Raw genomic sequence first — 14,775 nt, forward strand, 5'->3', positions numbered from 1 at the left:
ACCGGGTAGTGGCATTTCAGGAAGGAAAACAACTTGACTTTATAGAAGGCCGCGGCTGGAATCAAAATCTTTGGGAGATCAAAGAATTTCCCAATAAGTCAAAACTTGACGAACTTTTTCCCGACACTCCCGTAGCCCTTACCCGTATTGACGGACACGCTTACCTTGTCAATCAAAAAGCCCTGGAACTGGCCGGTATTACAACCCAAACCAAAATGGAAGGGGGGTATGCCGAAGTTAAAGACGGAAAGCTTACTGGGATCTTGATTGATACCGCTATGGATCTTGTGGATGCCATCAAGCCCAAAGTTGAAAAGGAAGACTCTGTAGAAGCCCTTAAAGTAGCAGAGGAAATTTGCTTTTCCTATGGCTTAACAACAGTCAATGACGCAGGTCTTGACAGAGAGATTATTGAACTGATTGACAGTTTACAAACTTCCGGTGAGCTGAAGATGCGTATCTATGCCATGGTTTCTAATACACCTGAAAACTTGGATCATTACCTGACCAAAGGAATTGTCAAAACTGAAAAACTCAATGTACGTTCCATAAAAGTGTATGGGGACGGAGCTCTGGGCTCAAGAGGGGCAGCACTCAAAGAGCCTTACCATGACCACCCGGGCAATTATGGGGTTTTTGTAACACCAGTTGATGAAATTCACAATCTGGCAAAACGCATCGGCGAATCACAATACCAAATGAATACACACGCCATTGGCGATTCAACCAATCTGGTAGTACTTGAAGCTTATAAAAATGCAATCAGTACCGCAAGCAACAGAAGATGGAAAATTGAACACGCTCAAATTGTAGATGTAGACGATTTTGATTATTTTTCAAACAACATCATTCCTTCCGTTCAACCCACTCATGCTACCAGCGATATGTATTGGGCAGAAGACCGCGTAGGTCCGCAACGTATAAAAGGAGCCTATGCCTATAAAACACTATTGGACAAAGCCGGTATCATCGCTTTGGGAACCGATTTTCCGGTTGAACACGTGAGTCCGTTTTACACTTTTTATGCCGCGGTGTCAAGAAAAGATTTAAAACAATTCCCCGAAGGCGGATTTCAAAAAGAGGAAGCACTGTCTCGTGAAGAAACTTTAAAAGGCATGACCATCTGGGCAGCTTACTCTAACTTTGAAGAGCATGAAAAAGGAAGTATTGAAATAGGAAAATTTGCCGATTTCATCGTTTTGGACAAAGATATTATGACCTGTGATGAAAATGAAATTCCAAACATTCAGGTGGAAGCTACTTTTGTGGGAGGTAAAATGGTGTTTAAATACTAAGCCGCGCTAAATAATCAAAATGGTCTCCTTTCTGAATCAGTTCAGTCTGAAATCCTGATTTTGCAGCTAATTCTTTTAATAAATTAAAATTGAGATACAGCCAGTCAAACTCTTCGGAAATTTCCCCTTTGTAGCTCATTTTAAAGCTTAGTTCGCCATAGTAATCGCTTTCTGTTGAAACCCAAACCCCGCCGTCCTCATCTTTATCAAACATATAGATCAGGTCACTGGAGTCAATGAGTATTTGCCCGCCGGGATTTAATAATGATTTTAAATGATTTAAATATTTTGGAGCATTTGCAAGGCTCTGAAAAATTCCCGTTCCGTTCATCAATAGCAACAACGTATCAAATGTATTGGTTTCTTCCAGGAGTTCAGATACTTTTACTTTTTTAATTCCGCGTAGCTTACACACCTCAATCGCACCGGGTGAAATGTCAATCGCAGTTACATCAAACCCTTTTTCCTGTAAATACAGGGCGTGACTTCCGGCACCACAACCTATGTCAAGTACTTTACCGCGGGCCAGCTGGAGGGCTTTTTGCTCAATCAAAGGCATTTCGTCATAACTTCTGAACAAATAGGGTAGCGGCAATTCATCCGGTTCTGAAATGGTAGTTTCCGTAAGGATGTCTTCCGTATAATTGCCGTGAAAATAATCCAGGAGTGCGTTGCCTAATATGTCTGTTTGCATGTGTATCTTTGCCTGATGGAAGAAATTTTAAAACAACTCCCTGCCCGCGCCAAAGATAAGCATAACGAATCAAAAAAGTTTTTTGCACGGCTAAAGAAAAAAACACCCAAAAACCTAGATGCGGTCATGCAGCAATTGCACGATGAAGAATTTCAGCAAACCGATTGCCTCACTTGTGCCAATTGCTGTAAAACTACAGGGCCTTTGTTTACTGATAAAGATATTGAACGCATTTCCAAACACTTTAAAATCAAGCCACAACAGTTTATTGAAACCTATTTGCGCATCGATGAAGATAAAGATTATGTCTTGCAAAGTGTTCCTTGCACCTTTCTGGGTGCTGATAATTATTGCTCAATTTATGACGTTCGTCCCAAAGCATGCCGTGAATTCCCGCATACCGACCGCAAAAAATTTCAACAGATTTCCAATTTGACTTTAAAAAATGTTGCCATCTGCCCGGCGGCTTACAACATTGTTGAGAAAATGAAGACTCTTTTGGAGAATAGATAATGAAAATTGAAAATAGTTCAGTAAACAAATTCGGACATAGATTCCAACTAGTTTAGAACATTGTTTATTGAAATTTTATTCTAAAGTAGTAGCAATATAAACCAACTCAAAAAGGATCGCCCAGTTTTTAACAAAATGCATAGCCTCCAGCATTATAGTCTCTCTTTCTTTAACCGTCCAGAATTTGTGAAGCATAAAGGAAGCCACTGCGAGAAAAACACACAAAGCGATGATGCCTTCAAAAATAAAATAACCGGTTATGAGTGTGGCCCCTCCGGCGATTAGCAAAAAACCGCTTAAAATTACCATCAGTTTGGGGGCAATCAACGATCTGTTATCGGCATACTCTTTTAAAATATGGGTGTTGTAAAAATGATTGACCCCGTTGAGGAGAAAAAACAAACCCAAAAGTATGAGGAGTATTTGCTTGATCATTTTGGTTATTAAAAAAGTTATACCATTCTCTACTTGTGATTTTTGCAGGCTTCTTTGTGTCTTAGTGGTTTAAAACTAGAATCTTATAAAACTATAAAACATCCCTTATTTCAGCCATTTTATCAAACATCGCCTTGGCAAAAGGGCACAAGGGGATTATTTTCAAACTGTTTTCTCGAGCATAGTCCACAGCAGCCAGTACCATTTTTTTGCCCACACCCTGCCCGTTGAATTCTGAATTTACTTCTGTATGATCAATAATGAACTTCTCTTTTCCGGCCCACGAATAGGTCATTCTGCCGGCTTCTTTTCCGTCTGAAACAGCTTTAAAAAAACCTTTGCTTTCCCGGTTGATTTGTTGAATTTCCATAGAATTAGTTGTTCTTTTTATAACTCAAAGCTCCCGACGGACAATTGCTCACCTGATTCATTAATTCCTCAGAAGTGGCATTCTCAATTTTTATCCATGGGCGCTCTTTGGGATTATACACTTTTGGTAAGGTTTTTACACATACACCAGAGTGGGTGCAAAGCGCAGGTTTCCAGGAAATGGTGATTTCACCGTTTGAATATTCATTTACTTTTTCCATAATTCATTGATTTAGTGTTTATATATTTTTTCTCACCTACTTGTAAATCATATAGGCTTTACGCATACCATTATACTGTTCAAGTCCGGGTTTCCAGCTTGCGCGGATTTGCTCTTGATTCATTCCCTGTTCTATTTGCTGTTGCAGGCTTGTTGTTCCGGCAAGAGTTGTAAAGAAAGTGGTAAAAAATGATTTTTGCTTTCCTGAGTCTTTATAGGCTTCTATGAGCCAATGTAGGTTCAGATGGTCAATCATTCCGGTGTCACTCAGGTCTTTTCCATAACACAACTGTCCGCTGAATTTGGGGTTTTTAGACCCTTCATTGGGTTGTGGGGTAAAAGTAAATGTGTATTTGTCTTTGGGTAAAGACGGACTCCCAAATACCTGAAACTGCTTGTTGGTGCCGCGCCCTTCACTCAGTGTAGTTCCTTCAAAAAAACAGGTACTGGGATACAGGTTGATGGCGGTATCATTGGGCAGATTGGGTGACGGTTTGATGGGTAGTGAGTAAAAGGTGGTTCTTGTGTAATCCTTTACCGGGACAATTTCAAGTTCACATTTCAGGTTGTTTTCAAGCCAACCTTCTCCGTTGATCATTTGGGCATATTCTGCGATGGTCATTCCGTGAACGACAGGAATGGGATGCATACCTACAAAACTTTTGTGTTCCAGTTCTAGTAGAGGGCCGTCAATGTAGTGAATATTAGGATTGGGCCGGTCGAGAATTAAAAGAGGAATCCCTGCTTCCGCACAAGCCTCCATCACATAGTGCAAGGTAGAGATATAAGTATAAAATCGGGCACCTACATCCTGAATGTCAAATAACATCACATCAAGCCCTTTCATTTGTTCCGGCGTGGGTTTTTTATTGCTTCCGTAAAGCGAAATTAGAGGCAAGCCAGTTTTTGAATCTTTCCCGTCTTTAACTACTTCACCCGCATCAGCTGTGCCTCTGAAACCATGTTCAGGAGCAAAAACTTTAGTGACCTGTATGTTGTGGGCCAATAAAGAATCCACCAAATGGGTACGCTTGCTAAATACCCATTTTTGATTTTGACGCTGTTTGTAGGAGCCACTTCCCTCATCCCAGTAGTCTTCCATAAAAATAAAATTTTCGGGCCTGAAAATCACACTGGTCTGATTGGCAACCACCCCCACTTTTTTGTTTCTTAAAAAGGAAAGATAGGTTTCGGTTTGATTGGCACCCACCATAGGATACGTGCTGACTTCACTTTCCTTAAACTCAGTCTCCACATTAAAGTTCTTTTCCTGCCCTTTGCAGGAAATAGAGATCAGAACAAGTGCCATCAAAAATAAAGTGCTATTTTTGAAGCGAACTAAAAGGTAGTTGGTGAATTTTGAGTTTTTCATAGCAAAAAGAATCATTCGGTCTAAAGACTATAAAAGTAGTATATCAGCTCCAATAATAAAAATTGCGATTACTGCAATTGCATTGGGCTTGATTATGATGCTGGTTGCAATTGCTACCGGAGTCGGACTACAACAAAAAGTGCGTGAAAAAGTTTCGGCATTCAACGGCGATATCATCATTTCAAACTTTGATACCAATTTTTCTAAAGACTCCCAAAACCCCATTTCAATAAACCAACCCTTTTATCCGGTTTTTGAAGAGATTCCTGAAATTAAGCACATACAAATTACAGCACTAAAAGGAGGAATTATCCGAACCAAAACCGACTTTGAAGGCGTGGTTGTCAAAGGCGTAAGTACTGATTACAACTGGCAGTATTTTGAAGAATTCCTGCGTGCAGGGCGCTTGCCGCATTACGGAGAAACCCTTAATGATGAAATTTTGCTCTCTGAATATATTTCGAATAGATTGGGACTTAAAATTGGAGATAAAGTGGTGACCTATTTCTTTGACGATGAAAGCAACGATCGCCCGTTAAGGCCAAGAGGATTTACCCTGGTAGGAATTTACAACAGCGGATTTCAAGAGTTTGATGAAAGTTACTTGATAGCAGACATCAGGCATATTCAAGGCTTAAACCGTTGGGAGGCCGATCAGATTGGAGCATTTGAACTTTTTGTAACCGATTTTGATAAAATACGGGAAACCGGAAATAAAGTCTATTACAATGTAGACTCAACTCTTGATACCCAAACAATAAGAGACAAGTATTTTTCTATTTTTGAATGGCTGGATTTGTTTGATTTTAATATAGCACTCATCATTGGAATTATGATACTTGTGGCAGGCATCAATATGATTACTGCTTTGCTGGTGTTAATCCTGGAACGCACAAAAATGATAGGGATCTTAAAATCGCTGGGTTCTTCAAATTGGAGTATCCGAAAAGTGTTTATTTATAACGCCATATACCTGATTGGAGTTGGCCTGTTCTGGGGAAATTTAATAGGAATTGGCCTGTTGCTCGCACAAAAATACCTGAAACTATTTCCTTTAAATCCTAACACGTATTATGTAACTGAAGCTCCTGTATATTTAGACCCGGCTTATATTTTAATGCTCAATGCAGGTACTTTCTTATTGTGTTTGTTGATGCTCCTCATTCCTTCCTATATCATTACCAAGATTTCACCCGTGAAGGCAATTCGGTTTGAATAAAAATTAAATCTTAAAAGGCGATCTCTCCTGATGTGCTTTTATGGCTTTTATACACAAGCGTAAACTGATAGCCAGCCCTACAAAAGACATAAACCAAAAAGCAGGATAACTTTGTTGCATCAGGAAAAAATCATACAGACCATGAAGGAATACAGCAGCCAAAAGCCCTTTAAGCTTATATTGAAATGCCTTGTCTTTGTGTTGCCATGCGAGCCCAAAATAATACCCCATGATGATTCCAAAACTGGCGTGTGCGGGTACCGCTGTAAACATTCTTAAAAAAGCAACCTCATAACCGCCATCGGTTACATAAAGTATGTTTTCAATCCCCGCAAACCCCAAACTGATAATCGCTCCATAGACAATGCCATCAAAGGGTTCGTCAAATTCTTTTTGCCTGAAAGCATAAAACCTCATAATAAGAAATTTGGCAAACTCTTCAGCAAAAGCCACTGTAATAAAAGCAAAAACAAATACGGAGGCTAAACTGCTGTAATCCACAGGAAACAGTTTTCCTAAGAAAATTGAAAGAAATACAGCAGGTATTGCACTCAATACACCCAACAAAAAACTGATGAGCATATGTTTGAGCGGCTCACGTTGATACCGGTCTTTCAACCAAACAAATAACCCAATTGCCGCTCCGGGAGCCAATGCTAAACCTATTAAAAAAAGTAATTCCATAAAATATTTCCCTACTTGAGAGGGACCAGGTCATGTAAACTCCAAAGCTTTTGCAACTGAGTGGATTAAAAAACCACCACTTTATTATTGATAAAAAACAAACTATTGACAAAAAAGAGCTTTCCGTTTTCCCAAAAGGAACGGAAAAGCACATCATCAGCAAGATAAATCACACTGCCTCTGCCCATTCGTTGTTCACCAAAAACCATCGAATTCTTCAACCCTTTCAAAGCTTCCTCACCGGCAAATCCACTTACGCGCTCTGCCTCACCTTCAATATAGGCAACATTGTAACCATTCTCAAGAAAACTATAAGAGCTGCGTCCTGCTTTGAGTGTAAAATAGGTTTCACCATATCCAAATGCCAAAGGGTGTGAAGGGTCTACCGTTGTTTTAAAGATAGTACCTGTTATAAAGTTTTTTACACTTTCCTGTTCTCTTTGGTCATAGGGAATCAATAGGTTTGGCTCGGCTTCTTCATCTTCTTCAGGGCGATTGCTTTTTAAACCAAATCCTTCTTTGTCAGCAAAAACACTAAGTGCATTGTCTATCGCTATCAACGTACCACCTTTGGAAACCCATTCTTTTACTTTTTCTAAACTGCTTTCGTCTAAATAAGATTGATAGTAACCCGAGGGTAGGATCAAGACATCAAACTGGTCTAAAGTGATCGCCTTGAAGTAATCAGTATCAATGGAAGTTGCCGGATAATGCAATTGTTGTTCAAAGAAGTGCCACAATGCACCGTAACTCAAAGAGGAAGTGTACTCACCCTTTAAAAGGGCAATACGGGGGGCATGAATGATTTTTACGTCAGGCGAACCAAAATCGGTTCCCGTATCTGAAAAACTGGTGTTAGAAGCAAATAGTTTTCGGTGGTGTTTGTTAGCGATTTGGGTGACCTTTTCATGAAACCCGGGATTGGTGCGGTTATCACTTTTAGTAATGATAAGACTACCCCTGTCAAAGGTTTCACCGCTCACGCCAAATTTCTTTTCGCTAAAGCGCACCTTAATGTCTTCCTGAAGTAATTCGGCAAGGAAAGTGGCATCCTGCATACTGTTCCATCGAGCGATGTATCCTGCTGCATTGTTGACAGGGATATTGACAAACAGTTCTTTTGAAGGAGCGGTGTTGGCTGCTACTAGTGTAGTACTGGCAATGGCATCAAGTCCGTATGCATGAGGTAAATTCCACGCAGTGATGTCATAAGTGAGCGGAGTACTCAATTTTGTTTCTGGTTCAAAAAGCGCCTGAACCATACGCCCTTTAGGCTGATTGGTGCTCACTACAAGGGCATTTTTCATTTCAAAACTCCCATTTTTATTTGTGCTGTAATGAAAACCGGAGGCTTTTCCACCTTTGACAAAACCATAGTTTATTTCATGAAGATCAAGCAATTTAGTAAGCGCTTGGAGCTTGTCTTCCTCGCCTTGAAGCACGAAGCTCTTATATTTTAGGTTGGGTTGAAAGAATTTCTGAAATTCAGTATTGAGCTTTTTAGCATTTTTTGAAGAAATTTCCACGGTGGAAAGTCCGGTGGTTTTTTGATGCTCCACTCGGTCTACTAAAGTGAGCTCATAGCCTTCATCAGTGTCTATGCCCAAACCGGCACGCCCATGACCGGCTTGCTCATAGGTCATCCCAATGGCACCAACATAAGTTGGATAAGTGTCTCCATAACTGGGGTACAATAAATCAAAACGCTCACGTGTAAAAAATAACCACCCTTCTTTATCAAAATAGCGGGCATGATTTTGACCAATTTGTGTTTGAAAATCACGTTGCCAGTCAGAAATAATCTCGTGAAAAGGCTCTGCCGCCGGAGCAAAGTAATAAGGTTCATTGATACCCTGCTCATGAAAATCTACATGAATATGAGGCATCCATTGGTTATAAATCTTCAAGCGTTGTTGCGTTTCCACTTGCGTAGCCCAAGCCCAGTCGCGGTTAAGGTCAAACAAGTAGTGATTGGGTCTTCCGCCCGGCCAGGGTTCCATATGCTCAGCAGCTACCTGTGCACTGTTGTAAGGTGTTGATTTTACTTGGTTATACCAGTTCACATAGCGATCACGCCCATCAGGATTTAAATTAGGGTCGATAATTACCACTGTGTTTTCCAACCAGGCTTGTTTTTGGGTGATGAGTTCATAAACGGTTTGCATCGCAGCTTCTGAGCTGGAAGCTTCATTGCCATGAACGTTGTAACTCAACCAGACGATTGCAACCTCTGGGTTTGCGCTGCCATCTGCTAATCCAATTTGTTTTAGGTTATTTAGCCGAATGGTTTCTATGTTTCTCTGGTTGTTTTCAGAAGTGACAACAGCATACGTCAGTTTGCGTCGTTCATTGGTGTGCCCGTATTCATGGTAAGTAACCATAGGACTGCTTTCAGCTACATGATTGAAGTAGTTGACAATATCGGCGTGACGTGTAAATTGGGTGCCGATTTCATAGCCTAAAAACGCTGAAGGCGACTGCGGGCTTTGACAGAACCCAATACTAATAATAAAAAGGAGTAGTACGGAAGTGAATGCTTGTTTCATAAAGTTTGAAATGTAAAGTTGTGGTTGTCTTTAAAGGCTAAAACTACTAAAAACTGCTGATATAAAACTTTAACATTAACGGAATTTTTAATATTTTGCTTCAACAAAAAACTATCTTTGAATTTCTTTTTCAAAAGACCATGCCAAAACACTGCATTCCGTATCAAAACACCGGTTATTTTTCTGAGCTGATCATCGACTATCTAAATCAGGAAGAAGAGGTCAAATTTTTATACCATTGTTTTCCAACGCTTGAAAATTTTGGCAGACAAATTAAAGAGAAGCAAAAACACTATCCACAAACGCATAGAAAAGTATTGGTGGAAGTTCTCAACAGTCAATACAAAAACCTGAAGGTTTCTGACACCACCACAACCCACCTTAAAAACCTGGGAAACTCAAACACATTTACGGTCACAACAGGGCATCAATTGAACCTCTTTACCGGACCCTTGTATTTTTTATACAAAATAATTTCTACCATTAATTTGTGTAAGGAGTTAAAACAAAAATACCCTGACAATAACTTTGTTCCAATATATTGGATGGCCACCGAAGACCACGATTTTGAAGAAATCAACTTCTTTAATTTCAACAATAAAAAGGTAGATTGGGATAGAAACTCTGGTGGTGCAGTGGGTGAACTTTCCACCGATGGTTTGGAGAGTGTTTATCAATCTTTTTCAGAAATGCTTGGAAACTCCCCAAATGCCAGAAAAATTAAATCACTCTTTAAAGAAGCCTACCTCAATCACACGAAGCTTGCAGAGGCCACTCGTTTTTTGGCGCATTCCCTTTTTGATGATTTTGGTTTGCTAATTCTTGATGCCAACAATGCAGCCCTGAAAAAGCTTTTCATACCACAGATTAAAGAGGAAGTGAAAATCAATACAGCAAGTGTTGAAGTAGAAAAAATAAACAAAAGAATCAATTCAATACCACAAAAAAACTACAAACTTCAGGTCAATCCGCGTGAAATAAATTTGTTTTATTTGAAAGATGGGGTTCGTGAACGCATTATTAAACAAAACAACACTTTTTTTATAAACAATACCACAATTCAATTTTCTGAAAATGAACTACAATCCGAAATTGAAACCTATCCTGAAAGATTCAGTCCCAATGTGATTTTAAGGCCCTTGTATCAGGAAGTAATTTTACCAAATCTTTGTTACATTGGTGGAGGTGGAGAGCTGGCGTATTGGTTACAGTTAAAATCATTTTTTGAAAAATCCAAAGTGCTGTTTCCTGTTTTGTTATTGCGAAATTCAGCTTTACTCATTTCTTCAAAAGAAATTGAAAAAATAAACAAACTGAACCTCACTGTTGAAGATTTGTTTTTATCTAAAAACAAACTGCAATCCAAAGTCACCAGGCAACTATCTGATATAAAAATAGATCTTTCAGAGCAGCGAAACCATCTTAAACAACAATTTAAAGACCTATATACACTTGCCAAAAAGACCGATCCCACTTTTGAAAAAATGGTAGCCGCTCAGGAAACCAAACAACTCAACGGTTTGGACAAGATGGAAAAACGCCTGTTGAAAGCGCAAAAACGAAAACTCGTCGATCATTTAAACCGGGTCACACAATTACAAAATGAATTGTTTCCAAAGGGAAGCCTGCAAGAGCGCACCGCCAATTTCTCTGAATTTTATCTGGAATACGGAAATGAGCTTATAGAAATACTTTTTAAGGAACTAAAGCCCTTAGAACTGGAGTTTTTGTGTTTGGAGTTAAAAGATTAAAATGAAATCTTGACTCATATCTTAAATCTTACGTAAATAGTTTACTTAATCTCATATTCCAAACGCATGGTAATGGAAGCCGTTTTATTTTTATCAGAAGTATTAAAACTGCCACCCCAGCTAAAATCCTCACCACTGTTTTGACCGGTTATTTGAAACACACCCATTTTGGCATCCTTGAGTTTACCCAGTTTGCCACCGCTGTTTTCTGCAATTTTTTCAGCACGCAAGCGAGCGTCTTCTGTAGCTTTGGAAATCATTTCGATTTTTAAATCGGCCAGCTTGGTGTAATAATACCTGGGAGAATAACTGTTAAATTGCACGCCTTTGTTGAGTAACTCAGTAACTTCCCGAGAAACACTTTCAATGAGTTCTACTTCCTTCGACTCCACTTTAACGGTTTGAGTAAGATCATATCCCACAAAAACACTACCTACAAAATTGCCATTTTCATATTGACTTTGATTGCGTTCATTGGTTTGCATCGAATTAAAAACAATGTCTTCCCGCGCAATGCCTTTTGAAATCAAATAAGCTTCAACAGTTTGCTTATCAGTAATCATTTGGTCAAAAGCAGTTTTTAGGTTTGGACTAAATCTGGAAAACTGACCCTCCCAAACAATTAAATCGGATGTAAAATCCGTCGACCCTGAACCGGTTACAGAAATTTTACCATCGGGATTGGCACGGTCAACATAGGCATTCCCTAAAAAAAGAGCGGCCAGAATGATGGCTGCTGAAAAAACGATGGCTGTAAAATATCTCATAGTGTAGGATGTTTGAAGAATCTAATTTACAAGAAATACTTCATAGTTTATTTTTATCAATCAAATTTTTAGAAAAAATTACGTTTATTTCCATTGCTCAAAAATTCAAAATGCCCTATTTTTGCCTATGCAAAACAACAACGTACTCATTTTAGATTTTGGTTCGCAATACACACAACTTATTGCAAGGCGTGTAAGAGAGTTAAACATCTACTGCGAAATCCACCCCTATCACAAAATTCCAACCGATTTAGACAAATTCAAGGCAGTTATTCTTTCCGGAAGTCCGTTTTCTGTGAGGGCTGATGATGCACCCCATCCAAACTTGTCTGCAATCCGCGGTCACAAGCCTTTACTGGCAGTTTGCTATGGTGCCCAATATCTGGCTCATTTCAATGGTGGCCATGTAGAACAATCAGAAACACGGGAATACGGCCGGGCAAAACTTTCGGTAATCTTTGAAAATAACGGACTTTTTCAAAATATTCCCACAGGAAGTCAGGTTTGGATGAGCCACGGCGATACCATTAAAAAATTACCCGAAAAAGGCGTGTTGATCGCCAGTACCCACGATGTGGAATACGCGGCCTACCGCATTGAAGACGAACAATCCTATGCCATTCAGTTCCACCCGGAGGTTTATCACACAACCGACGGTAAACAACTGCTCGAAAATTTTCTGGTACACATTGCCGGTGTTGAACAAACTTGGACACCTTCAGCTTTTGTAGACACTACAGTCAGTGAGTTGAAGGCCAAATTGCAAAGCGATAAAGTGGTTTTGGGTTTAAGCGGAGGGGTAGATTCCTCTGTAGCAGCAATGTTGCTGCACAAAGCCATCGGTAAAAACCTGTATTGCATCTTTGTTAACAACGGCTTGTTGCGTAAAGATGAGTATGAAAGTGTGCTGCACCAATATAAGGATATGGGTCTCAATGTAAAAGGTGTTGATGCCTCGGCCCGTTTTTTAAATGCGCTTGCCGGTGTAAATGATCCCGAACTTAAAAGAAAAGCCATCGGAAATGCTTTTATTGAAGTTTTTGACGATGAAGCACATCAAATCACTGATGTCACCTGGTTGGCACAGGGTACAATTTATCCGGATGTGATTGAGTCAGTTTCTGTTAACGGACCCTCAGTAACCATTAAATCACATCACAACGTGGGCGGTTTACCCGATTTTATGAAATTAAAAATAGTCGAGCCTCTCCGAATGTTGTTTAAGGATGAGGTAAGACGCGTGGGTGCCGAACTGGGTATTTCTAAAGACATATTAGGAAGACACCCTTTTCCGGGCCCCGGTCTGGCAATTCGGATCTTGGGTGATATAACCCCCGAAAAAGTGCGTATATTGCAGGAAGTTGATGCCATTTTTATCAATAACCTGAAAAAATGGAACCTCTATGATCAGGTATGGCAGGCAGGAGCAATCCTGCTTCCGGTAGACTCTGTGGGAGTGATGGGTGACGAACGCACCTATGAAAAAGTGGTGGCCCTTAGAGCCGTAGAAAGCACCGATGGGATGACGGCCGATTGGGTGAACCTACCTTATGAATTCCTGCAAGAAACATCCAATTATATAATAAATCGGGTAAAAGGCGTTAATAGAGTAGTGTATGACATCAGCTCAAAACCCCCGGCTACAATTGAATGGGAATAGAAGCTTGTTATGGGTTCAACCTTCAGAGCTTGCAAAGAGCAAAAATAAAGTTGAAAAACCATTTTGACGGCATTTTAAATTCAACAAAAATGATGACAGAATTCAAATCAAATCAATAAGCGTGAAGAAATTAATCCTTATTATATCCCTTATTTTTTACACAAGCCTTTGTTGTTCGCAGACTTCCTATATGAGTCACAGAGTGCAGCAAGGTGAAACCCTGTTCAGCATCTCTCAAAAATATAACATAGATACGGAAGAGATAGAGCGTTTAAATCCTGAAATTAAAAACGGACTGAAAGAAAATACGGTACTGATAATTCCAAAAGTACTGGAAACAGTATCAAACCCTGATAATGGAGATATAAATTTTAAAACTCACAAAGTAAAGCGCAAGGAAACGATCTTTGGAATCGCAACAGCCTATGGTACCACAGTTGATGAAATAAAAAAATACAACAAACACCTTTACTCGAGTGAATTAAAACGGGGGGAAAAAATAAAAATTCCGATAAAAAAAGTTACGATTATTTCACCCTATAACAAGCAAATTACAGAGTCAACCTCTGAAGAAATGCTGCCCGGAAAACACAAAGTAGCCCCTCAGGAAACTAAATTTGGTATAGCAAAACAATACAGCATCTCCGTAGCTGAACTCGAAGCACTCAACCCCTCTATTTACGGCAGTGATGATATTTCAGTGGGAACTATACTCAATGTTCCAAAAGAAACCCCCATAGTAACACCTGTTGAAGACGATGCAAACCATACGTTCTATACCGTTAAACCCAAAGAAGGCTTCTACAGAATGAATGTGCTTTTTGGCGTCACTGAAGAAGAACTCAAAACACTCAACCCACACATTGTTGATGGTCTGAAAGAAGGTATGGTAATTAAAGTTCCAAAAACCACAACCGCTGAAACATTTCCAGAAGAAGTAACAACCGCAGGAAAAAACGTAAATCTTGAAAGGAGACTGTCTAATTTCAAAACTAAAAACCTGGTGGTTTTTCTGCCGTTTGAACTACAAAAAATTCAAAAAGATTCCCTCAAACTTAACGAACAACAACTCAAAAACAATTCAACAATGCGCCTGGCGCTGGACTTTTATACGGGAATGCTGATAGCAGCCGATTTTGCAAAACAAAAAGGCATCTCGGTAAAAATGCACGTATTTGACTCCCGTGAAACAGAAGCAGGTGTGCTTTCTCTTTTCCGCTCAAAGAATATTGATGATGTAGACCTGGTAA

The 14,775-nt window shown here is 39.6% G+C and carries 14 protein-coding genes; 6 read left to right on the top strand and 8 right to left on the bottom strand.

Annotated features, from left to right (window positions below; translation table 11 throughout):
- The coding region (locus AACY61_RS01145) for an amidohydrolase (protein WP_339609368.1) at positions 1-1,295 on the top strand (1,295 nt) is incomplete at its 5' end.
- On the opposite strand, the gene AACY61_RS01150 is transcribed toward AACY61_RS01145, so the two are convergent.
- A complete protein-coding gene (locus AACY61_RS01150; RefSeq protein ID WP_339609370.1) occupies positions 1,285-1,989 on the bottom strand; it encodes a class I SAM-dependent methyltransferase in 705 nt (234 codons plus the stop codon). The genes AACY61_RS01145 and AACY61_RS01150 overlap by 11 nt on opposite strands.
- A gap of 15 nt (positions 1,990-2,004) precedes the next feature.
- Between AACY61_RS01150 and AACY61_RS01155 the strand changes: the two genes are divergently transcribed.
- Entirely contained in the window at positions 2,005-2,502 is a 498-nt protein-coding gene (locus tag AACY61_RS01155; RefSeq protein WP_339609372.1) for a YkgJ family cysteine cluster protein, read from the top strand.
- 75 nt (positions 2,503-2,577) lie between these two features.
- Here AACY61_RS01155 and AACY61_RS01160 read toward each other — a convergent pair whose 3' ends face one another.
- The 4 genes from AACY61_RS01160 to AACY61_RS01175 form a co-directional block, all read right to left on the bottom strand.
- Complete coding sequence (locus AACY61_RS01160; RefSeq protein WP_339609374.1) at positions 2,578-2,937, bottom strand: DoxX family membrane protein; 360 nt, start codon at positions 2,935-2,937, stop codon at positions 2,578-2,580.
- A gap of 91 nt (positions 2,938-3,028) precedes the next feature.
- Positions 3,029-3,307, bottom strand: a complete 279-nt coding sequence (locus tag AACY61_RS01165; RefSeq protein ID WP_339609376.1) for a GNAT family N-acetyltransferase — start codon at positions 3,305-3,307, stop codon at positions 3,029-3,031.
- Between the two features lie 4 nt (positions 3,308-3,311).
- Positions 3,312-3,527 (bottom strand): (4Fe-4S)-binding protein, encoded by a 216-nt coding sequence (locus AACY61_RS01170; protein WP_339609378.1) that lies wholly within the window; start codon positions 3,525-3,527, stop codon positions 3,312-3,314.
- A gap of 36 nt (positions 3,528-3,563) precedes the next feature.
- Positions 3,564-4,898 carry a DUF1343 domain-containing protein gene (locus AACY61_RS01175; protein WP_339609380.1) on the bottom strand — a complete coding sequence of 445 codons (1,335 nt, stop codon included), beginning with the start codon at positions 4,896-4,898 and terminating at the stop codon, positions 3,564-3,566.
- Here AACY61_RS01175 and AACY61_RS01180 point away from each other — a divergent pair.
- On the top strand, positions 4,879-6,117 hold the full coding sequence (locus AACY61_RS01180; protein ID WP_339609382.1) for an FtsX-like permease family protein: 1,239 nt from the start codon (positions 4,879-4,881) through the stop codon (positions 6,115-6,117). The two genes, AACY61_RS01175 and AACY61_RS01180, sit on opposite strands and share 20 nt — an antisense overlap.
- Positions 6,118-6,120: 3 nt before the next feature.
- Here the strand turns inward: AACY61_RS01180 and AACY61_RS01185 are convergent, their stop codons facing one another.
- Positions 6,121-6,801 carry a PrsW family glutamic-type intramembrane protease gene (locus tag AACY61_RS01185; RefSeq protein WP_339609384.1) on the bottom strand — a complete coding sequence of 227 codons (681 nt, stop codon included), beginning with the start codon at positions 6,799-6,801 and terminating at the stop codon, positions 6,121-6,123.
- A gap of 65 nt (positions 6,802-6,866) precedes the next feature.
- On the bottom strand, positions 6,867-9,347 hold the full coding sequence (locus tag AACY61_RS01190; RefSeq protein WP_339609386.1) for a M14 family zinc carboxypeptidase: 2,481 nt from the start codon (positions 9,345-9,347) through the stop codon (positions 6,867-6,869).
- Between the two features lie 140 nt (positions 9,348-9,487).
- Here AACY61_RS01190 and bshC point away from each other — a divergent pair, with 140 nt between their 5' ends.
- On the top strand, positions 9,488-11,098 hold the full coding sequence (bshC, locus tag AACY61_RS01195) for a bacillithiol biosynthesis cysteine-adding enzyme BshC (RefSeq protein ID WP_339609388.1): 1,611 nt from the start codon (positions 9,488-9,490) through the stop codon (positions 11,096-11,098).
- 41 nt (positions 11,099-11,139) lie between these two features.
- On the opposite strand, the gene AACY61_RS01200 is transcribed toward bshC, so the two are convergent.
- The gene (locus AACY61_RS01200; RefSeq protein WP_339609390.1) at positions 11,140-11,865 is read right to left on the bottom strand and encodes an SIMPL domain-containing protein; all 726 of its coding nucleotides are present in this window, start codon (positions 11,863-11,865) and stop codon (positions 11,140-11,142) included.
- Positions 11,866-11,992: 127 nt separating this feature from the next.
- On the opposite strand from AACY61_RS01200, the gene guaA reads away from it, so the two are divergent.
- Both guaA and AACY61_RS01210 read left to right on the top strand, forming a co-directional pair.
- Positions 11,993-13,525 carry a glutamine-hydrolyzing GMP synthase gene (gene guaA, locus AACY61_RS01205; protein ID WP_339609392.1) on the top strand — a complete coding sequence of 511 codons (1,533 nt, stop codon included), beginning with the start codon at positions 11,993-11,995 and terminating at the stop codon, positions 13,523-13,525.
- Between the two features lie 190 nt (positions 13,526-13,715).
- The coding region (locus AACY61_RS01210; protein WP_339609394.1) for a LysM peptidoglycan-binding domain-containing protein at positions 13,716-14,775 on the top strand (1,060 nt) is incomplete at its 3' end.

Origin of the sequence: uncultured Planktosalinus sp. (genome assembly GCF_963973675.1) — a bacterium.
GTDB lineage: Bacteria > Bacteroidota > Bacteroidia > Flavobacteriales > Flavobacteriaceae > Planktosalinus.